Below are 20,331 nucleotides of genomic sequence, written 5' to 3' on the forward strand. Positions count from 1 at the left end.
TCCGCTCTTGGGCTTGTATTTTGTTTAAAGGGTAACACTTTTACTATTTCCAATTCATTTTTTGCAAACGTATTGCATTGAGAATGGCAACGAACGAAACCCCTACATCGGCAAACACAGCCTCCCACATCGTAGCCAAACCGATGGTACCCAAAACCAGGAAAATCCCTTTTACCCCAAAAGCAAGACCAATATTTTGCCATACGATACGGCGTGTTGAGCGTCCAATTTGGATACCTCGGGCCATCCTGCTTGGTTGGTCGGTCTGAATGATGACATCTGCGGTCTCTATGGCCACATCGCTGCCCAAACCGCCCATTGCGATACCCACATCACTGGCTGCGAGCACGGGTGCATCGTTGATGCCGTCGCCCATAAATGCTACCGTAGATTCAGGTTGTTCTTTGAGCTTTTCGACCTCGTTGAGCTTATCTTCCGGTAGCAAGCCGCCTTTGGCCCAATCAATATTCAGTTCCTTTGCAACTTGTTGGGTTATGGAATCCTTATCTCCAGAGAGCATTATGATTTTAGCTATTCCGGCCTCCCGAATCTGTTGAATGGTGTGATGCGCGTCTTCCTTAAGTTCATCGGCAATGGTCACATAGCCTGCGAATTTTCCATCGATGGCGACCATCACTATAGATTCGACTATTGCATCGGTTTCAGGTGGAACATCAACACTATTGGAAGTCATCAATGCTTTGTTGCCGACCAAGACCTGCTTATGGTTGACTGTGCCCTTTAATCCCTTACCGGCAACTTCACAAACTTCGGATGCCTTAAAATCAGTACCGTCCGCTTTGTATTCCAGAATTGCCTTTGCAATGGGGTGGGTGGATTGTTCTTCCATCGCCATCAGGTATTTCATAAATTCCACTTCCGCAAAAGCGGATGTATTAATCACTTCCTTAATCTTAAAGACCCCTTTGGTAACGGTTCCGGTTTTGTCCATCACCACAGTATTCACTTTGGTCATTGCATCGAGAAAGGATGCACCTTTGAACAGGATTCCGTTGCGCGATGCCGCACCCAGACCGCCGAAATAGCCCAGTGGAATGGAAATGACCAAGGCACAAGGACAGGAAATCACCAAGAAAATTAAAGCTCGGTATAGCCAATCCCTAAACACATATTCATCGACAAAAAAGTATGGTAACAAAGTGAGTCCGATAGCAAGGAAAACCACGATGGGCGTATAAATCCGTGCAAACTTCCTAATAAATAATTCGGTCTTTGATTTCCGGGCCGTGGCATTCTGTACCATCTCCAGAATACGGGCGATGGAACTGTCCTTGAATTTCTTGGTGGTTTCTACTTCGATGACACCGTCGAGATTGATGCTTCCCGCAAAGACTTTTTCGTTCTGTGTTATGGTGTCGGGTTTGCTTTCGCCAGTAATGGCAGCTGTATTGAGCGATGCTTTGTTTGATAGCAGTTTGCCATCCAACGGGATTTTTTCGCCCACCCGTACCTGTATCTTCTCGCCAATATTGACCGTTTCGGGATTGACGGAAACGAAGTCCCCATTACGATAGACCAATGCCTCGTCCGGTCGTGCATCCAGAAGTGCCCTGATGTTTCCTTTGGCACGGTTTACGGCAGCATTTTGGAACAGTTCGCCCACGGCATAGAACAACATCACGGCAACGCCCTCTGGATATTCGCCTATGGCAAATGCTCCCAAGGTTGCGATGGACATCAGGAAAAATTCCGTAAAAAAATCGCCATTTTTAATACTTTCCCATCCCTCCTTGATGACGGGAAAGCCAACAGGGATGTAGGCCACCGTGTACCACACAATCCTAACCCATCCCTTAAAGAAAGGAAAGGCATCGAAATAGTCAATGGCAATACCAACTATGAGCATCACAAAGCTGAAAATTGCCGGTAAATAGGTTTTGAGCTTTTTTTCGCTCGCTGAAATTACAGTGGACTGTTTCCCTTTTAGCTCCCGTAGCTGTAGTTTTTTCTTTTTCATCCTTTTGTTGAGACCCAGGTCATTGCCTGCTCTTTATTTTTAATATCAAAAAATTTAACTTCAGACTTTATGAAAAAATCAGTTGCCTTCGCGGCCCATTCCTGCCATTTTTTATTGCCCACAAAGGCCATCTTGCCATAATCTTCCAAATGAGCCGAATCAATCTTTAGGTCTTCCCAAAAGCCTTTAAGGGTATAGCCTTTAAAATCTTCCATTTCAAAATAGAAATCCACTTTATGCCCTTTTTCTATGATGTTGTGGATAAGCGGATGCATCTTTTCCATATCCTTTTCCGTAAGTTTCCCGCTGATTTTAGCGGCAATTAGGTGTTCCTGTTCCAAGTTTATAATCTGTACCATATTTGTATATCTTTATATTAATCTATTTAAAATATTACTGCATTGTATGTGCAAATATCCATTGGCCTACACTTACTTTTCTTAATTATAAAGCGCCTTCTCTTTTCCTAAGTGCAAGATGGCTTCGGGCAAATCGAGTTCGCGCGTTCCGTTGCCCGTTCTAATATAAAACCGTGACCTCCCGTCTTGACTTAGATAGACTGGTGTTTTGGCCGGGTCTATTTCTATGTAGCACACGTCATTTTCTCCATATCTGTAAAAAGATACATTTACAGCCGTACATAAATGGGTGCCCAATTTTAAAGATATCAACTGCATCAGGTATTGCTCAAAACCATCTGTACCCGGTTTTTTCAAAGTTTCAAAATCCTGGTTTAGACCGAGGATGTTGCCGTTATCGTCTACTCCTATAAGCAATTTACCACCGTTGGTGTTCATAAAGCCCGCAATGGTCTTGGCAATAACAAACTCCAACTGTTTATTCACTTTGGATTGACGTAAATCCCACCTCAAGGTAGCCTTGAACTCTACAAACTGATTTTCGCCATTTTTAATAAGCTCTATAATTGTATTGCCGTCAATCCTTTTCTTTGTTAAAATGAAAATTTTATTTCTTAGAAAAACCATAAGGGTAAGGCTACTGCCCATAATCCCGAACAAAACATTTTTAAATATTTGGTCTATATCACCAAAACGTATCGTGTTTTTAATGGTTGCTAAAAAAAGTGCGTACCAGTTACCAGTATCTCCTGTTTCATCATATAAGTAAAGTGATAGTCCCAAGGGCTGAATGATGAACAGTCCAAAGAGAAAGCCAATTATTATTATGAACGCTATTTTTTTCCTGTAAACCATTTTTTTTAAACCTTGACTATCTAAATCTTGGGATTCTTACATTTTTCTTCGGAATTCCTAATTACACACTTTTTCATTTTAAAAAATTCAATATTTTATTTCGCCATCGTTATTTTTCAATCCAGCTTTTAGCAAGTTCTTTATCTTCCGAATGAAAATATTTAATATGTGCCTCAGAGAATGGCAAAAGATTTTTGGTAAATTCTTCCTGCCATTCTATACTACCTACAAGTGCCACTTTTTTTAAATGGTCTTGTTTTGGAATTTTGAATTCCATTTCATTTTCTACAGTTTGATGCCTTGTATTTTTGACTTCACTGACTTCTATATACCAAGCAGCACTTTTGTATTTTTCAAGATGCTCACTAACAGCCGTTAATAACATTGTGGCATCATCTTCGTCCATACCATTTTCTGCCAATGCGTATAGAATATTATCTTTTTTATAAATCGCTAACATAATAGGATTTTTTATGGTTTATATTTCTTGATATTAACTAGTCTGATTGCCTACTGCACTTCTCACACACACCTTTTACAACCAGATTGATATCTTCTGTGATATAACCCTCCGGTAGATTGATTTGTGGTATTTTATGTTCTGTGAGGCAAACGGTTTCATCGCAGTTGCTGCAATGAAAATGCAGGTGCAGGTCGTTGCCAACCTCACATTCACAATTCTCTTCGCATAGCGCGTACTTTAATACTCCTGTGCCATCTTCAATTTGGTGGACAATGCCTTTATCTTCAAAGGTTTTCATTGTTCTAAATAGGGTGCTCCTTTCAGATATTTTAAAATCCTTTTCCAGATCGCCAAGGCTAATGGCCACCTCTAATTCTGCCAAACGCTTATAAGTCATTAGCCGCATAGCTGTTGGTCTTATGCCTTTGCTTTCCAGAAGTTGGACTATTTTTTCCATTTCTATCACTGGGTTTTAAAGGTCGTACCGTTTTAGGGATTCACCTGTTTTGATTTGGAAGGCATCCTCAATATCAGATAGATAAATAATTCCGTCGCCAGGTTCGGGCGTTTTACCATTTGTTAAAATTATTTCAATGGCAGCTTGGGCTTCCTCATTTTGACAAACCAATTCTAGCTTGACCACTGGACTGTCGGTAATATGAAAATCCAACGACGGTCTTGCTCCCTTTGACTTGAATGCACCGGTGCCTTCTGCTTGAGAAAGGGTCATACTTTTAAACCCATTATCTGATAGGGCTTCAATTACTCTTTGGATTCGGTTCGGTTTTGTAAATGCTTTTATTTCCTTCATATTTTTTAATTTTTAATCGATTTTGAACCGAGCTTGTTTTTTAATTTTAACTAACTAATTAAGACGATGAACAAACTCGGAATCAAAATCTCTGATTATTATTGAATTAATGTCCGTGTTCCAGTTCGCCTTTGACCATTTCCGAGGATAGGTTATAAGCTCCGTTTATCACGACTTGGGCATCTTTTGAAACTTCGGCAGGTAAATTGACTTCAACAAAGCCTAAATCAGATATACCAACCGTAACGGGTATCATTTTAAATTTCATTTTGTCCGCTTCCATTTCTTCATCTTCATCCAAAATAAAAATAAAGGATTGCTCGCCTTCTTTTATAATGGCAGCTTCCGGTACGGCAAAACCTTTTTTCTCGCCCTGCACTATTCGTCCTTCCACGTACATTCCTGGCAACAGGTTTTTATCCTTGTTTTCAATATCTGCCAGAACTTCCAAAGCTTTTGGGTCGGTGTTGAAGGTTTTACCCACAGACCGAACGGTTGCTCTAAGCAGTTCATCTGGACGAGAAGCTGTTGAAAAATATATTTGTTGCCCTTTCTGGATTTGCTTTATGTCCTTCTCATATACTTTGAAGTTGACATAAATCTTTGAATTATCACTTATTGAGAACATTTTGGATTGTTGCGCCACGTAATCGCCAAGGCTAATCATTACTTCATCTACATAGCCACCTATGGGTGTGGTAATGGGAACAGCGGAATATATTTGCCCTTCCGCCACTTTGTCCGGATTAATTCCCAACAGTCTCAATTGGGACCGCAAACCATTAACACTGGATGTTGTGGAACGAAATTTTGATTGTGCCATCTGAAATTCCTTGCCCGAAGAAACACCTTTATCATAAAGGGTCTGCTTGCGCTCAAAATCCTGTTTTAAAAAGACCAGTTCGTCATTTTTTTCCTGATAATCCTGTTGCATTGCAATGATATCTGGGTGCTCTATATATGCCAGTACTTGTCCTTTGTTTACGTTATCTCCAGGTACTACTTTTATGGAACTTACATTTCCGCCAACAAATGGACTGATGTTTGCCTTGTCCTGTGGGTAAAGTTCCAGCATTCCTGTTACCTTAATGTTGTTCCCTAAATTTCGTTCCTCCAGAGGTTTCGTTTCCAAACCTATGGTTTCGGCTTGTTGCTTTGTAAGTTCGACAACGCCTTCTTCCTCACTATGACCTCCTTCTTCTTCATTGTGACCTTCTTCGTCGTGCGCATCTTCTCCACCAGCTTCGGTTTTTGATACCCCTTCAGCTTCGTTATGACCCAATTCAGAATCGGGTTTGCCGTTACAGCCTACCAATAAGAAGGTTAATAGTACTGTTATAATTATTGCTATATTTTTCATTATATTCTCCTTTTTTTAGGTTTATAAATTGCCCAATTGATACTGTAACTCAATGGCTTGTTGATTATACTGGTTAATAAATTGTAAGTGGTTCTGTTTTATGCGAATGGCACTGTTTAAAATCGTGATATAGTTTACATAGTCTATCTCGCCTTCTTTGGAAGCAAGTTCTGCAGTTGTAATCTGCTCTTCGGCCAAAACCAGTGCACCTTCTTGGTAATAATTAAGCGTTTTTTGGGTTTTTTCCAATGATTTTAACAATTGTGACACCCTGCTTTCGGTTATTGCCTTTTGTTCCAAATATTGGTTCTCGGCCACCAAAGCATCTGCTTTAGCAGCCTTGACCCTTGCTTTTTGAGGAAAGAACCACAACGGAATACTTATACCTGCTTGATAGGTGTTGAACCCTGAAACATCGTCAACGATTTGTCTTCCATAGGTCAAATTGAACTTTGGTAGAAACTGGGATTTTTCGACCCCAACGTTGGCTTTGCTCACCTCGGCATTTTGCATAGAATATTGCAACAATGGATTATTGTCTATGGATGTTGAATCTATAACGCTCATATAATTCAACGGTTCGTAAGTACCTCCAACGGTTTCAATTTCTTGGTCAATCCCCAAATACTGTTTAAGCGCCCTTTTGGCAATCTCGATATCGTCATAGGCCTGCTGTCTCAAGACCTGTATCTGTTGATATTCAGAAGAAGCCGCGATAAATTCCAGCTTCCCGGTTTCACCTGTATCAAAACGCAGTTCTGCAGCTGTCTTGAAGTTGTTATATACACTATCCAATTGTTCTGCGAAGCGCAACTGGGCTTTGTTATAATTTATCTGGTCATAGGCTTGCATCACATTACGCACTAATTGTTGCTCGCTCAGGGCATAAAACTTCTCACCCAATTGAACACGTTGCTTATAGAACTTGGATTTTGAGAAACCAGATAACAAATCGATATTTCCCTGCTGCACCCCAATGGTAGTTTGCACACCGGGCAGGTCATTACCGAATTCTTCCTTGCCCGTAAAAATTTGCGTACTACCAAGGTCGAAACTTGTTCCTTTCATCGCCCGCTCACGGTCTATAAAAGACTGACTTTCCTTAAGGGAAGGATAATTTTCTTTTGCCAAAGAAATAGCTTCCTCCAAAGTAACAGTCTGTGCTATTCCGCTATCTTGCGCATTTACTGAATTTGAGGTTAAAAATCCTCCCAAGCTCAATAGCACAACCAAAACAGTAGTACTCTTGTTAATATAGCTTGGGTCGTTACCGTTATCCTTTCGTTGCTTACGAGCTTCCAACCAATAATACAATACAGGAAGGACCACAAGCGTTAAAAATGTTGCTGTAAGCATACCACCAATAACTACTGTTGCTAATGGTCGTTGCACTTCTGCCCCACCAGAGGTGGAAACCGCCATTGGGATAAAACCCATAATTGTTGTAATGGCTGTCAATAAAATTGGACGTAAACGTTCGTGCGTTGCTTCGTATATCCGTTTTTTTAAATCTGTCATTCCATCATCTTTTAATTCATTGAATTTATTTATGAGTATTAGTCCGTTTAAAACCGCAACTCCGAAGAGCACGATAAATCCTACTCCGGCAGAAATACTGAAAGGCATACCGCGAATTAATAAGACTAAAACCCCACCTATGGCAGCTAAAGGCACAGCCATATATATCATCAGGGCTTGTGAAAATGAATTTAAAGCAAAGTAAAGCAGAACAAATATTGTTATTAGAACGATTGGTACTACAATCGTCAATCGGTCTGATGCACGTTGCAAGTTTTCAAACGAACCTCCGTAGGTTACAAAATAACCTGGTGGCAGTTTTACTTCCGTTTCCAGTTTTTGCTGAATTTCCTCGACCATCGATTTCACATCACGCCCACGAACATTTACCCCAACAGAAATGCGACGCGAAGTATTGTCTCGTGAAATCTGCATTGGTCCGGGTTTGTAACTGATATCTGCCACTTCCTTTAGAGGCACTTGTGCACCGTTTGGTAAATCGATGAAAAGATTTTTAAGGCTGTTAATGTCCTGTCTAAATTCCTTTGCCAAACGAATGACCACATCGAACCGTTTTTCGCCTTCAAAAATCACACTTGCCTGTTCTCCTGCGAAGGCGGCACTTACATAATCGTTCAGCTTGTCAACGGTTACACCGTATTGTGCCATTTTTGACCGATTGTATTCCACGGTCATTTGTGGCAATCCACTTGTAGCTTCCACATTGAGGTCTGCCGCTCCGGGAACTGTTCGAATGACTGCTGCGATTTCCTGTACCTTGTCTGCCAACACTCCCAAATCTTCTCCGTACAGTTTGATAGCCACGTCCTCACGAACACCTGTAAGCAATTCGTTAAAACGAAGTTCAACAGGTTGCGTAAACACGAAATTTACACCAGGAACTACTGAAATTTTTTCTTGAATTTTTTCTATGAGTTCTTCTTTGCTATCTGCGGAAGTCCATTTACTCTTATCCTTTTCAAGAATAATGTAACTATCTGCAATGTCCATAGGCATTGGGTCTGTAGGGATTTCTGCCACACCAATCCTTGAAACAACTGTTTTTACTTCTGGAAATTCATTGATTAAGTTTTGAAGTTTTTCCGAAGCTTCAATGGATTCTGTAAGACTACTCCCTGGTTTTATCAAGGCCTGAAATGCAATATCGCCTTCATCAAACTTCGGGACAAATTCTGCTCCCATACTGCTAAATACAAACCCTGCAATGAATAGCAATGCAACCGCGCCTATAACGACACCAGCCCGAAAGCGAAGTGCAAAATTTAGTATGGGCAGATAAGCGCGATTTAGAACATCCATAATTTTATCGCTTATCCTATCCATCCTATTTTCAAATTTGGCAAACCAACTATTTTGATTTTTAGCAGGTTTTAAAAATAATGATGACATCATTGGAACATAGGTAAGACAAAGTGTTATTGCCCCTAAAACAGCAAAACCAAAAGTAAAAGCCATTGGACGAAACATTTTCCCTTCAACACCTGTCAAGAACAGAATAGGTGTGAAAACAATGAGAACTATTAACTGACCGAAAAAAGCAGAATTCATCATTTTACTGGCAGAATCATAGGTTATTTCATCCATCTCGGCTTGTCCTATAATGGCTTTGGATTTTTTCATCCGTTGATAAATGTGGAAAACCGTTCCCTCCACTATAATAACCGCACCGTCAACAATAATTCCAAAATCAATTGCACCCAAGGACATTAAATTTGCCCAAACACCAAATTGCTTCATCAAAATAAATGCGAACAATAAGCATAGCGGGATTATCGAAGCTGCTATTAATCCACCACGGAAACTTCCCAAAAGCAAAACCAAAACAAATATGACAATAAGTGCTCCTTCTATTAAATTTGTTTTTACCGTACTTGTGGTTCTATCAATAAGGTCGCTCCTGCTTAAAAACGTATCTATATATATGCCTTCGGGTAATGATTTTTGTATTTCTGCAATACGCGTTTCAACATTTTCAATTACATTGCTTGGGTTTTCGCCTTTTAGCATCAAAATTTGTCCACCAACAGTTTCGTGTCCATCTTGGGTAAAAGCACCATAACGGACTTGATTGCCATAGCCCACTTTTTCAGCAACATCTCTAACTAAAACGGGGCTTCCGTTTTGAGTGCTTACAACTGTATTTTCCAAGTCTGCAATGCTACGCGCCAAACCTTCTCCACGGATAAAGTTGGCTTGATGATTTTTTTCAATATAAGCACCACCAGTATTGGCATTGTTTACTTTAAGGGCTTCAAAAACCTGATTCATTGTAATGCCAAAACTTTTTAGCTTATCAGGATTTAAGGCAACTTCGTACTGCTTTACATAGCCTCCAAAAGCATTGACTTCCACCACACCAGGTACTAAAGCCATTTGGCGTTTTACAATCCAATCCTGGATGGTACGAAGCTCCATTGCATCGTATTTATCTTCGTAGCCCTCTTTTAGTTTAAGGGTGTATTGATAGATTTCGCCCAAACCTGTAGTAATGGGTGCCATAAATGGCGTGCCGAAGCCTTCGGGGATTTCTCCAGCAACTTCGGTCAATTTCTCTTGCACCAATTGCCGAGGAAGATAAGTGCCTGCCTCGTCCTTAAAGACAATGGTAACCACAGAAAGACCAAAACGGGATACCGAACGCAGCTCGATAACATCAGGAAGGTTGGCCATTGCCAATTCCACAGGGTAGGTGACAAATTGCTCAATATCTTCAGTACCTAAATTTGGGGCAACAGTAATAACCTGTACTTGGTTGTTGGTAATATCGGGTACAGAACCCAAGTTTATAGTGGCCATAGACCAAATGCCCGTACCCACAAGCGCCACTATAAAGAGCCCAATAATAAACTTGTTATTAATGGAAAATGAAATGATTTTGTTAATCATAGAAAAAGTATTAATTCAGTTTAAACCTCGCAATGCAAATAGATGCAATACGTTTATGATGTGATACTTATTTTGAAAAGCATCACGATAGGATATAGCTATCCTTAAAAAAACTGAATTATACTTTAGGGGGTTGGAATAGGGATTCCAGATATCTGGAAGTGAAGTTTACCTTATATAAACTAAATTGCTTTTTATCTTCAAACTTTAACCGATTTGTTGTATCGGTATTTTTATTTGCAGCAAACAAAACTAAGGGATGACAACATTGATGATGGCTATGTACAGGTGCATTCTCCTTATCAGTGTCATTGTGGTGCCTTTCATCTTTTGCTTCCTTACCAAAGTAATCCTCAACTACATAATCGAGGAAAGAGTCACCATAAACTTTATGGTCCTGGTAATGGGTTACGATGCTTGAAATTTCTTTAATTGGCCCACAAAAGTCCATATCAAGACTAATTCCCTGAAAAAAGAATAATAGCGACATTGATATGGAAAAAAGTGTTTTCATAAATTTTAACAAAGATACAAATTAATCGATGCACAGGTTGTGCAAAAACTTAAAAGCAGGGATAAAAGGTTTCATGAAGCACTAAAAATTAGTTATTCTGCAAATCCATAAATCTTTTCAGGGCGAAATATAGAAGAATAAAGGCTTTCCATACGATAGGTCATATATATTGTAAGCTACAAGACATAAAATTGAGTGCCAAGAAATATATTTACAATATGATTGCCAAAAATTTCACATTGCAAATATAACAAGGATTACGTGCGACTGGGTTGCAAAATAGCTTCAAAAAATAGGGTAAGGTCTCAAACAGTCATTGAAATTAATAAAAACTGGAAAGGCTGGAAATTGGCAATTCGCATTTATGCATCAAAACACATGAAATAATCCTCTGGTGCTAATTCAACTACCATACAGATTCATCATGTTTCAATTCAGGATATCAGGATATAAGGTATTTAGCAAGAGCAGGCAATCAACCTTCTGTTTTGGATTCGTAGCATGGAACTTTGCCAACTTTTTTTGAAAGGTTTTCTTCTTGTCCAAAAGCATCAATTTTTCCCAAATACCATAGTTCTTAAAGGCTTTTTCGATATAACTCCAATAGTCTGTATAACTATGTATAGCATTGTTTGCAAAGGCTACCCATTGTTTTTTTTGATATCGGTAGCCAATAATCTTATCCCTTTTTGCACTTTCAATTATGCATACAAGGGGTTTATGTTCGAAAAGCTCATCGATTAAATAACAACCATTTAGCTCATTTGCCAAATGAAAAATTATTAATGTCGATTCGTATTCAATAGGGTCTGTTTCAATTTGGGCCAATATTGCTTCGTCCTCTTTCTTTAAGTTATATCCTTTTCGGATAAGTCTTCTTAAAAGCCACATCTTATGCTCAATAGCTATGTTTTCAAACATAGTCGCAAGAAGCGTTTTGTCGTCTTTGGATTTTTCGTTTAAGTCGATTTCCAAATATGAACTATCAATCATGTGTTCCAAGAAACCCATATGACCCTTTTTTGCTATTGAAAACCAATGGTGAATTCTTGGTTGACCATCTTTAGGTTTAAACGCATCGGATTTATTTAATATCGATAGTTCAAATTCGTCTAAATTTTCCATTTGTTCTTCGATGGAAGAAAAATTATACCCTTTATTTTTCCATAAGAATCGCAGGTCATCGATTATAGAGTTTGCTTTTTCTTCAGCCACTACCTGCTTTCGACGCTCTTGATTTTTGACTTCCTCTTCTCTTTCCCTTTGAAGACGTTTGGCATGTTCTTTCTCTCTAACCTTGAGCTTTTTCCCATAGTCAAAATAATAAATCTGATAGGATTCAACATTGAACTTGAGTTGTCCAAGACTGACGGATTTTTCTATCCATTTGCTGAGCAACTTATTATCCTCCGTTAGAAATGGATATTTGTACGTACACAGCAATCTAAAAGGTTCTGAAGCTTCATCCAGTTTGAAGAAGTTTTGAAAATCCGTAAGATATTTGATATCGCGTTCCATTTGTCGCTGGCCATGAACGTCAAAATCATCCAATATCCAAATCAGAAAAACTCCTTTCCGTTTGTAAAAATCATGTCGGTCATAGATGTAGCGCAAGGATAAATCGGATAGCTGTATTTCGAAAACGAGTTCTTTTTCCAAATATTTACAATACACATCGGGCCTACGTTTTTCATTTCCATCGTAAATAAAGGTATCATCTACGCAGATAGAATGAACACCATCTAAATTGGAAAGTTTCTTGGCTATTTTGTTTTTAAGTGCTTTATGCCTTGGACTTTCTTTTCCACGATAAAGCTGTGCCAATTGTTCCGTTTCCTCCTGCGACAGGTCGGTCTCCTTTAAGTAACAGAACGCCGCATTTGGTTGATGCTTGAAATGTAATCTGTCATACTTACTACCGGAAACGTTCAATTTTTGGTCACACTCGCAACAGTAGAGTTCCACTTCATCCCTATGATACTGCCTGCGAAGCTCAAATGAATTTTTAGCGGTGTCAAAGACGTCATCAGCTTCAAGAATCTCCCCAGAGGTTTTGTCAAAAGCTACTTTTATACTTCTTTGAAACGACATCTCTATTATTGGGCAATTGTAAGGTTCGAAAACAAGTTTTGTAACTCATGTTTATTCCCATTCATTTTCTCCAATCGAAGTATCGCCTCCTTTAAACATTCCATAAAACCCAATTGTTTCTGTACAATTGGTAGTTCTTTAGTATAGATATCCTCAGGATTGACTCCGTTTTTGGGATATCTTGTCCGCGAACTATGTTGAATGGTCAGTAAGGCGCAAAAGTAAAATGTATGGTCTATAAATATAGAATCAAATTGAATTGGTATCAGGTGATGCATTAAATTTTGAAAATACATTTGCGACTTTTTTTTATCCGCAAGTATATTCAAAATTTCCCTTTTTGTTTCCAAAGCTTCCTTCGTACCTAATTCCCCAAAGTATCTTGCCATGGCTTGCATTTGTGACCTAAGTATTGAATTGCTATTTTCCGGAAATGCATATTCAATGGTTTCTAAGCCCGTTAGGATTTCTAAAAAGCCATCGAGATCTTCCAATGTAAAATTAACCAAGTCGCAATTTTTCAATCTGTCTATACTGCAAATGGCCGCTGAAATTGATTTATGGTGTTTGGCAAAGCTCTTATTGGAAAGCGGCTCCAGATCTTTCGGCATTGGATAGCTTTCAAGAAGCTCTATTACGGCCTTCATTTTTTCTTCTTTTTGCACCATAATCTTTCTTGGGATTTTAAATTGATCGTGGAATGTCTCCTCGATTTCCTTTTCGGTAAAATCGCCAGAGAAAAGAGCCGCAGCTTTATTGGCTTTCTCGCTTGCCTGTTGGAACAGAAAATATGAGTTTCTATACTTTCCGTTTCGGTGTAGCAAGATGGCAGATTCCAAATCATTAAGAGCGATATTTAGCCATGTATTGATTATTGTTTGCATAAGAGGTGTACGTGTAATCTGAATGATATCTATAAATATATTGATATTTCTTTCAGTTAATAATCTATAAGCCAGTATGTCAATGTACTTTCTTAAATTTACTTCTCATAGATAAATTTGTCTAAGGAAGCTTAATATATTTATTCATGAAAAATCTACATAAATCCTTTGAAACAAGACTTTTTTATAATACTTTTACCGTATATAAAACCGCATACAGCGTATGCATTTTATAAAATCAAGCGATTGTTAACTCGCTGTTAATCAAAGAGTTATGAAACCGCGGGATAGAGCAGTAGGTAGCTCGTCGGGCTCATAACCCGAAGGTCGCTGGTTCGAGTCCAGTCCCCGCTACAAAGAAGCTCCTTGAAAATTCAAGGAGCTTTTCTTTTGGAATCAATTGAAGTTTACATCATCATTGAGAACAAAAGAAAGGATGGACTGCGAAGCAATTGGAGCTTTTTTGTAAAGCCACCCATAGGCCCACGGCTATGCCGAGAATCCAGTCCCCGCTACAAAGAGAACCAACTAGAAATAGCTGGTTTTTTTGTTTGTAAAAGAGCCAAAAGTATTTGAGTTCTGGAGGAAAAAAAGTGGCAGATGCAAGGCATAAGATGGGTTTCTTTTTAAAGCAAACCGATTAGCCCTTTACGAAATGTCTTGAAGGAAGGAATTTAGTCTCCCAGCCTTTGGTTGACCAATAATGAAATTGCCGATTATTTGAATATTTCCATAAAAACGGTGGAGGCCCAGATTACAAAAGTTTTCGTCATCCTCAAAAACAAATTGGGAGAAAAGTATGCACATATTATGTTACTGGTTTTTGATCAGTTACCCTTGAGAGCGGTAAGTAATGTTAGATAGGTTAAGGTTTAAAACAAAAAAGAGCGACTGAGAAATCAGTGGCTCTTTTTTGTTGGAGTATCAAAGTTGAAACGCTTCATCATATTTAATTATAAATCAATCTATTAAAAAAAAATTTAAAACAGGACACGTGAAAGACGATGTCACTCAGCATTTTGACACTTTCGAAGAATAAGTTTAAGAAAGGGGTATCAAGACAGTAATTTAATTCTTCCTCGAAAAACATTCTTTTATAAAATTAAACTATACTCATTAGCAGAAAGACTAAAATTAAATATGCCCCAAATAATATACTATTCAAAGTAGCATAAATTGTTTTTTTTTGCGAGACCATCTTTGCCCGAAAATTTACTATCCTAAAAAGTTCTTTTGGTCAACAAAAGGGTTGCTTGTTAAGTCTTCTACCCGTGGCTTTATACAGTGAATTGCCCAAGGTCTCAAATACAGGCGGAAACGGCGGTTCGCCCAATCTGGTCGGGTCTATTTCTTTCCGCCAAAAATACTGGCTCGATTCCTATTTATGTTCGAACAACATGGATGGCATCCAATCCGATTTCAGTACAAAGCATGTCGCATTAAGAAGTTAACTAGAAACTTAGTCCCTCATCGAAATGGAACAGCCCATAAGAAGGCCCTTCCATATACCCCGGAACATCTGATTTTTGATTTTGGGCCTCTTCGTCCGATATAGGTGTTGTGAAAGGCATCTTGCCTGATGGATTAAATTTACCTGTTACAATGTCCAAAATAGCTTCGGGAGTCGTTCCAAATGTTGCCAGAACACCTTGTATATTTTTGGAGTCATCCGTATAAATTTCATCAATGGCCCACGGATTGGTGTAATTCAACACAAGAACCGTTGGTTTTTGAGCAGTCATCTTATTTACACGTGCAACATCAATACCATTATCGGAAAGATTAACATGTAGTGGACTACCATCGGACTGAAACAATGATTTTCCCTTGGGTATAAGCCATAAAATATTGACATCCGCATCATCCGAGTTGTCAACGAATTCGATATCCCATTGACTATCCTCCGTACTGAAAATTGTAAAAGGAGAACTTTTCCCTCGTTCTAAATAGGTTTCAAAATAAACTTTGGTTTTAGCTTTCAAAGGCAAAATATTCTTTTTGTTTCTTAATAGAACAATCGATTTTCGTAAAGCCAAATCTGCGGTTTTCTGAAATTCGGGTTTTTTAATGTGGCGGCTTGCATCTTCATCTACATATGAATTTTCAAAAAGGCCCAATTGAAATTTTTCCACCAATATTTTATGCACCGAATCATCTACCAATGGCATCAAATCTGGGTATGTTTTCAAGGTCTCGATCAATAATTCGGGATCAGCCGTGCCGGAGAAGAGATTGACACCTGCTTCAAGTGCCTTCTTATATCTGTCAACAATACTAAGCTCTTCTACTCCCCATGGCATCATCTCTATAGGCCCGGTATCAGAATTGATGATTCCTCGGAAACCCAATCTTTTCCTTAAGATTCCCTGTAAGATTCTTTTGTTGAAAGCGAATCCGACTTCCTCGTAGTCCGTCCCTGCCGGATAGGAATAATAAGGCATAATGGACGATGTACCGGCATCGATGGCCGCTTTAAAAGGTATCAGGTTGTTTTCGAACATGCCACCCGGATAGACCTCTTTTTTTCCCCAATCGAAATGTGGATCTTGCCCCCCTTCGGCCGAACCTCCCCCTGGAAAGTGCTTGGTTGTCAAAGCAACTGAACCAGAATGTAATGAGTCGCCCTGGAAGCCTAGAACCACCTCGCGAATCACTGCCGCTGCCAAATTCGCATCTTCCCCAAAAGTACCCTCTACCCTTTGCCAACGAGGTTCGGTCGCTAAATCCGCCATATACATATAACCTTTGTTGATACCAGTTGCCCGCCACTCTTGTCGGGATATATCGGCGAACGCACGCACAAGTTTAGGATCTCTCATGGAGGCAAGCCCCAATTCTCCCGGAAATGCGGTAAAAGGAGTTTTTCCAAGACTCAAGCCAACGGAAGCATCTGAAGAAATATGGTTTCGAGGGTTGGAAGCTATTGTAGCTGGGATTCCAAACTCACCTTCTTCACATAAAGCTTGAAGTCGATTGGCCCATTTGGCCATTGAATCGACGGAAACATTGGCCCTCAAAATAAAATGTCTTTTGAAATACTGATTGACATCCTTCGTGGTACCCGCCGAAGATACCATGGTGGCACCCAAGGGCTTTCGGGTAAAAAAGTTGATATCACTGGACATATCGGTTTCATTGAAACCACTGGTGACAGAATCATTGTTGCCCCCGCGGCCGAAGGAAGCCTCATTTTTCATTCTAGTTGTACTGATGAGCATCAATCCAGCTTTTTGTTCCAAACTCAGTAGGCCAACCAGATTGGAGCTTCTTTCCTGTGCTTTCAACCGCCAATCCTCATAAGGGTCTAATTGACCATCTCGATTAAGATCTTTGAACCGCAACCCATCGATTTCCAAAATCTTTGACGTACGGGAACCTAAATGAGGCTGGCTTTGGTTTGCTTTATGAGAGTTCTTTTGGTCGTCTCCACACGAAATAAAAATCATCAGTCCAAAAATGAAACTGAGTAAAATGGTATACTGTATTGTGTTTTCCGGCTTATTCATCTTATTATGAGGAGTTTAATGTAATAAAAAGTTTTTAAACGAAATATTTGAATTATAGACTTTGTGAATTTGAATTTATTGCAAATGCCTTGTTAAGAAATCAATTACCTTCTCCCGAATTTCATCCGCATCGAACATTGCGCCAAAATGCGGGGCGTCTTCGACCATGATGACTTCGTTTTCCACACCAGCCACGGCCAACCATGCACCTAACAGCTTTGAATGTCTTGGTGAAACCAAATCATCCTTTTCGCCATGAACAATCAAAAAGGGAGGGTCATTTGCATCCACATAGGAAACTGGACTTGCTTTTTTCGCCAAGTCAGGTCGTTCCAATGGAGCGGCTCCAATTAATAGACCTTCTGGAGATTTAGGATTGTCCGCTCCGGGAAATAAAATCAATTCAGCGGGACCGTAAAAATCCACTACCGCTTTAAATTCAAAAAACTTATTGGAATCGGGCATAAAAAATTCGTCCACGTCGTCATTTTTTGACAACCCCATCAAGGCGGCCAAATGCCCACCCGCAGAAAAGCCCATAACGGCAATTCGTTCGGTATCAAAACCATATTTATCGGCATTATCCACTAAAAAAGACATAGCACGATTGCAGTCCTGCATTTGTGCAGGAAATACGGCCTGGGTACTGAAACGATAATCTATTGAGGCCAAAGCATATCCATTTTGAACGATTTGCGAAACCGTATTTTTCATGTAGCCCATATCGGCATATTTGTCGTTGCTCAACCAGCCGCCACCATGAACGAATACGACCAAAGGAACTTTGTCAGGAGGATTTGGGGGCAGATAGATATCCAAAAGTTGCTTTTGGAGGGTGTCATTATTGTAGTTTAAGTTTCCGTGCAGTGCAGTACCTTCAGGGAAGGTATCGATAATAGGGTTCTCTTGTGCAATTCCCTCAAAGATAAAGTTCAATAATATGAGATGTACTAGAAAATTTTTGATTCGCATGATTTATTAGTTGCTATATTGTTCATCGGTTACGGGCTCCAACCATTCTACAATACCTTTTTCCGTATTCGGTAAGATATAGATGTGCGACATGCCTGTATCCGTTGATGCCCCACGCCAGTGCTTGGTATTGGGCGGGCACTTGATGACGTCGCCTTTTTTGATGGTTTCCCTAGGTTCGCCCTCAAATTGATGGTAACCGACACCGTCGATTACGACCAGAATTTGGCCTGCCGGATGGGAGTGCCAATTACTGCGCCCCCGGTTCGAAATACACGTTGCCTGCCACAGTAGTGTAGACCGAATCGTTTTCCACCAAACTATACGGATACACATTCCCGGTGAAGAATTTGGAAGGTCCTTTTTCACCTTTAGGAAATATGGCGGCTTCCTTCGTTTCATTTTTAGAAGTTTCGTTTTAGGCTTGCCCCATGTAGGAAATGGACAAGACCATTAAGAGACCTAAACTTACCAGTAACTTTTTCATTTTTATTTGTCTTTATTTGTTAATCAATCTGTTTTATGACTTTGGCCGGTACCCCTGCCACAACGGTATTGGCCGGAACGTCTTTGTTGACCAGTGCCGCCGCCGCGACAACCGAATTCTTACCGATCGTGACTCCAGGAAGTAGCGTAGCCCCGGCACCGATCCAAGCATTTTTTTTAATGACCACCTTCTTGGGTACCAAGGTCTTTCTGTCTTGTATGGTTACCGGATGGTTTTCAGAGGTAATGTTCACCCTTGGCCCAATCATGACATCGTCTTCGATTTCGATACCCCCGAGGTCAAGAAAACTGCAGGCATGGTTTACGAACACATTTTTGCCCAAGGTAATATTTCGGCCAATATTGGTATGAAAGGGGGTAAAAATCGTTGTACTCCCGTGCACGGGTTTGCCAATGATTTCTCCTAGATAGCCCCTTGCCTTGTCGACATGGGTCGCCCGGTTCATTTTTTCCAGAAGCACCATGGTTTTGTTGACGGCTTCCCTGATTTCCCCATAGTCCGGGTCGCTCATAGGTACCGCTTCCCCTGCCATCATACGATTAAAAATATTCATCTTTTCCATATGTTTATCGTTTTGTACGCACCTTGAAAATATCAAATTTGGGTGCGTTTCCGTTGAATCGTACCGTAGGTTCTACCCGGAAAACTATAGTTCAATGAGATGTTCCATACAAAATCGTCATCCGGTACAATTTCGGTTTCCAAAGCTTTGTTCAAGATTGCGGAAATAGAAATAGGAAAATCCTTTTTTGCCAAGGTCAAAGATCCGGCTATATAGGAACCTTTCTTGCCATCCGTCCTTAGGTAGTATATCTGTGGGATAACATTTATAAACACCTTGTCCGAAAGGAATAAATTGATAAAACTGGCATTGAGAGTCAAAAAATGGGTGTTTTTGACCCCGGCATCGAAACCTCGGCCGTAGAGATAGTAAATGCCCACCCCAATGTTCTTCGAAATCACATAGTTTGGGGCGACTTCGGCGGCGAGGTATCTTCTGGATTCCAGAAGTTCCTCCGCTTGACCGTCCCTCGAGATGCTCACGGTTCTGAAGTTTAGGGCAGGGTGCGCCCCTACCCGGAGCGAAAAACGTTCCTGTTGAACGGCTTTGTACCGAAACCAAAAAATAAACGACCAAGGTTTGCCCTCGAGTGCAAAACGCATATCGGGTTCGAAGCTCAGAAGGCCACTGGTGAATTTCAGGTCGAAGATTACGGCCGGATTGCCCAACGAGAAGGAAGGCACCAACGAGATACCGTTGTGAGTAACGCTTGCAGTTCCTCTAAAGTCATCTAGAAACCCTTCTGTTCGGTCTTGCGCATTTACATTAACTTCATATAGAAAAATAACCAGTAGAACTAAGTAGTTTTTCAAAATACGACTGTTTATTTTCATTATTGGGTCAAAGCTTTTATCATATAAAACTAAGAATACATTACTTACATTTGTTACACTAATTACATCTATAGTGTCAAATATTGAAGACTTACCCGTTTTCGGACAGTTCTAAGTTAAACAATCTTCTTTTTTCATTGGGGCTAGCCCCAATGAAAATTCTTTAAAAATTCTGTTCGGGCTTTTCCTACCGAGGGATTTATGGGGATG

At 39.9% G+C, this 20,331-nt stretch carries 16 protein-coding genes and 1 tRNA gene; 1 reads left to right on the forward strand and 16 read right to left on the reverse strand.

The window, feature by feature from the left end:
- Positions 1 to 43: 43 nt before the first annotated feature.
- The 11 genes from IL355_RS10680 to IL355_RS10730 all read right to left on the reverse strand — a co-directional run bounded on the left by IL355_RS10680 (position 44) and on the right by IL355_RS10730 (position 13,740).
- Complete coding sequence (locus IL355_RS10680) at positions 44 to 1,978, reverse strand: heavy metal translocating P-type ATPase (RefSeq protein ID WP_192462087.1); 1,935 nt, start codon at positions 1,976 to 1,978, stop codon at positions 44 to 46.
- Positions 1,975 to 2,337 (reverse strand): SpoIIAA family protein, encoded by a 363-nt coding sequence (locus IL355_RS10685; RefSeq protein WP_192462088.1) that lies wholly within the window; start codon positions 2,335 to 2,337, stop codon positions 1,975 to 1,977. Before IL355_RS10685 ends, IL355_RS10680 begins: the two co-directional genes overlap by 4 nt.
- Before the next feature lie 81 nt (positions 2,338 to 2,418).
- Positions 2,419 to 3,192 carry an AlbA family DNA-binding domain-containing protein gene (locus IL355_RS10690; protein ID WP_192462089.1) on the reverse strand — a complete coding sequence of 258 codons (774 nt, stop codon included), beginning with the start codon at positions 3,190 to 3,192 and terminating at the stop codon, positions 2,419 to 2,421.
- A gap of 109 nt (positions 3,193 to 3,301) precedes the next feature.
- Positions 3,302 to 3,652, reverse strand: a complete 351-nt coding sequence (locus IL355_RS10695) for a SpoIIAA family protein (RefSeq protein WP_034260657.1) — start codon at positions 3,650 to 3,652, stop codon at positions 3,302 to 3,304.
- 37 nt (positions 3,653 to 3,689) lie between these two features.
- Entirely contained in the window at positions 3,690 to 4,112 is a 423-nt protein-coding gene (locus IL355_RS10700; protein ID WP_034260660.1) for a Fur family transcriptional regulator, read from the reverse strand.
- A gap of 15 nt (positions 4,113 to 4,127) precedes the next feature.
- The gene (locus tag IL355_RS10705) at positions 4,128 to 4,466 is read right to left on the reverse strand and encodes a P-II family nitrogen regulator (RefSeq protein ID WP_192462090.1); all 339 of its coding nucleotides are present in this window, start codon (positions 4,464 to 4,466) and stop codon (positions 4,128 to 4,130) included.
- 106 nt (positions 4,467 to 4,572) lie between these two features.
- Positions 4,573 to 5,826: an efflux RND transporter periplasmic adaptor subunit gene (locus IL355_RS10710; RefSeq protein WP_192462091.1), complete on the reverse strand. Its 1,254-nt coding sequence runs from the start codon at positions 5,824 to 5,826 to the stop codon at positions 4,573 to 4,575.
- A gap of 21 nt (positions 5,827 to 5,847) precedes the next feature.
- Positions 5,848 to 10,251 (reverse strand): CusA/CzcA family heavy metal efflux RND transporter, encoded by a 4,404-nt coding sequence (locus IL355_RS10715; RefSeq protein WP_192462092.1) that lies wholly within the window; start codon positions 10,249 to 10,251, stop codon positions 5,848 to 5,850.
- A gap of 118 nt (positions 10,252 to 10,369) precedes the next feature.
- Positions 10,370 to 10,765, reverse strand: coding sequence for a hypothetical protein (locus tag IL355_RS10720; RefSeq protein ID WP_225621184.1), 396 nt, complete (start codon positions 10,763 to 10,765; stop codon positions 10,370 to 10,372).
- A 429-nt stretch (positions 10,766 to 11,194) separates the two neighbouring features.
- Entirely contained in the window at positions 11,195 to 12,856 is a 1,662-nt protein-coding gene (locus IL355_RS10725) for a DUF6035 family protein (protein WP_192462093.1), read from the reverse strand.
- Between the two features lie 5 nt (positions 12,857 to 12,861).
- Positions 12,862 to 13,740: a HEPN domain-containing protein gene (locus tag IL355_RS10730; protein WP_099542517.1), complete on the reverse strand. Its 879-nt coding sequence runs from the start codon at positions 13,738 to 13,740 to the stop codon at positions 12,862 to 12,864.
- A gap of 281 nt (positions 13,741 to 14,021) precedes the next feature.
- Between IL355_RS10730 and IL355_RS10735 the strand changes: the two genes are divergently transcribed.
- Positions 14,022 to 14,094, forward strand: a tRNA-Met gene (locus IL355_RS10735).
- A 1,097-nt stretch (positions 14,095 to 15,191) separates the two neighbouring features.
- On the opposite strand, the gene IL355_RS10745 is transcribed toward IL355_RS10735, so the two are convergent.
- From IL355_RS10745 to IL355_RS10765, 5 genes are all read right to left on the reverse strand, one after another.
- Positions 15,192 to 17,246 carry a glycoside hydrolase family 3 protein gene (locus IL355_RS10745; protein WP_192462095.1) on the reverse strand — a complete coding sequence of 685 codons (2,055 nt, stop codon included), beginning with the start codon at positions 17,244 to 17,246 and terminating at the stop codon, positions 15,192 to 15,194.
- A gap of 75 nt (positions 17,247 to 17,321) precedes the next feature.
- Positions 17,322 to 18,218, reverse strand: a complete 897-nt coding sequence (locus tag IL355_RS10750; protein WP_192462096.1) for an alpha/beta hydrolase — start codon at positions 18,216 to 18,218, stop codon at positions 17,322 to 17,324.
- Positions 18,219 to 18,224: 6 nt separating this feature from the next.
- Positions 18,225 to 18,620 carry a cupin domain-containing protein gene (locus IL355_RS10755; protein WP_225621185.1) on the reverse strand — a complete coding sequence of 132 codons (396 nt, stop codon included), beginning with the start codon at positions 18,618 to 18,620 and terminating at the stop codon, positions 18,225 to 18,227.
- Positions 18,621 to 18,724: 104 nt separating this feature from the next.
- Positions 18,725 to 19,288: a DapH/DapD/GlmU-related protein gene (locus tag IL355_RS10760; protein WP_192462097.1), complete on the reverse strand. Its 564-nt coding sequence runs from the start codon at positions 19,286 to 19,288 to the stop codon at positions 18,725 to 18,727.
- A 32-nt stretch (positions 19,289 to 19,320) separates the two neighbouring features.
- On the reverse strand, positions 19,321 to 20,100 hold the full coding sequence (locus IL355_RS10765) for a hypothetical protein (RefSeq protein WP_225621186.1): 780 nt from the start codon (positions 20,098 to 20,100) through the stop codon (positions 19,321 to 19,323).
- Positions 20,101 to 20,331: the final 231 nt, after the last annotated feature.

The organism is Euzebyella saccharophila (assembly GCF_014855495.1).
Taxonomy (GTDB): Bacteria; Bacteroidota; Bacteroidia; order Flavobacteriales; family Flavobacteriaceae; genus Euzebyella; species Euzebyella saccharophila.

Excerpts from the sequence above, each read along its gene's own strand:
- IL355_RS10695 (WP_034260657.1), bottom strand. The coding sequence starts at position 3,652 with ATGTTAGCGATTTATAAAAAAGATAATATTCTATACGCATTGGCAGAA.
- IL355_RS10760 (WP_192462097.1), bottom strand. The coding sequence starts at position 19,288 with ATGGAAAAGATGAATATTTTTAATCGTATGATGGCAGGGGAAGCGGTA.
- IL355_RS10730 (WP_099542517.1), bottom strand. The coding sequence starts at position 13,740 with ATGCAAACAATAATCAATACATGGCTAAATATCGCTCTTAATGATTTG.
- IL355_RS10755 (WP_225621185.1), bottom strand. The coding sequence starts at position 18,620 with ATGAAACGAAGGAAGCCGCCATATTTCCTAAAGGTGAAAAAGGACCTT.
- IL355_RS10720 (WP_225621184.1), bottom strand. The coding sequence starts at position 10,765 with ATGAAAACACTTTTTTCCATATCAATGTCGCTATTATTCTTTTTTCAG.
- IL355_RS10725 (WP_192462093.1), bottom strand. The coding sequence starts at position 12,856 with ATGTCGTTTCAAAGAAGTATAAAAGTAGCTTTTGACAAAACCTCTGGG.
- IL355_RS10685 (WP_192462088.1), bottom strand. The coding sequence starts at position 2,337 with ATGGTACAGATTATAAACTTGGAACAGGAACACCTAATTGCCGCTAAA.
- IL355_RS10745 (WP_192462095.1), bottom strand. The coding sequence starts at position 17,246 with ATGAATAAGCCGGAAAACACAATACAGTATACCATTTTACTCAGTTTC.
- IL355_RS10710 (WP_192462091.1), bottom strand. The coding sequence starts at position 5,826 with ATGAAAAATATAGCAATAATTATAACAGTACTATTAACCTTCTTATTG.
- IL355_RS10750 (WP_192462096.1), bottom strand. The coding sequence starts at position 18,218 with ATGCGAATCAAAAATTTTCTAGTACATCTCATATTATTGAACTTTATC.
- IL355_RS10700 (WP_034260660.1), bottom strand. The coding sequence starts at position 4,112 with ATGGAAAAAATAGTCCAACTTCTGGAAAGCAAAGGCATAAGACCAACA.
- IL355_RS10715 (WP_192462092.1), bottom strand. The coding sequence starts at position 10,251 with ATGATTAACAAAATCATTTCATTTTCCATTAATAACAAGTTTATTATT.
- IL355_RS10705 (WP_192462090.1), bottom strand. The coding sequence starts at position 4,466 with ATGAAGGAAATAAAAGCATTTACAAAACCGAACCGAATCCAAAGAGTA.
- IL355_RS10680 (WP_192462087.1), bottom strand. The coding sequence starts at position 1,978 with ATGAAAAAGAAAAAACTACAGCTACGGGAGCTAAAAGGGAAACAGTCC.
- IL355_RS10690 (WP_192462089.1), bottom strand. The coding sequence starts at position 3,192 with ATGGTTTACAGGAAAAAAATAGCGTTCATAATAATAATTGGCTTTCTC.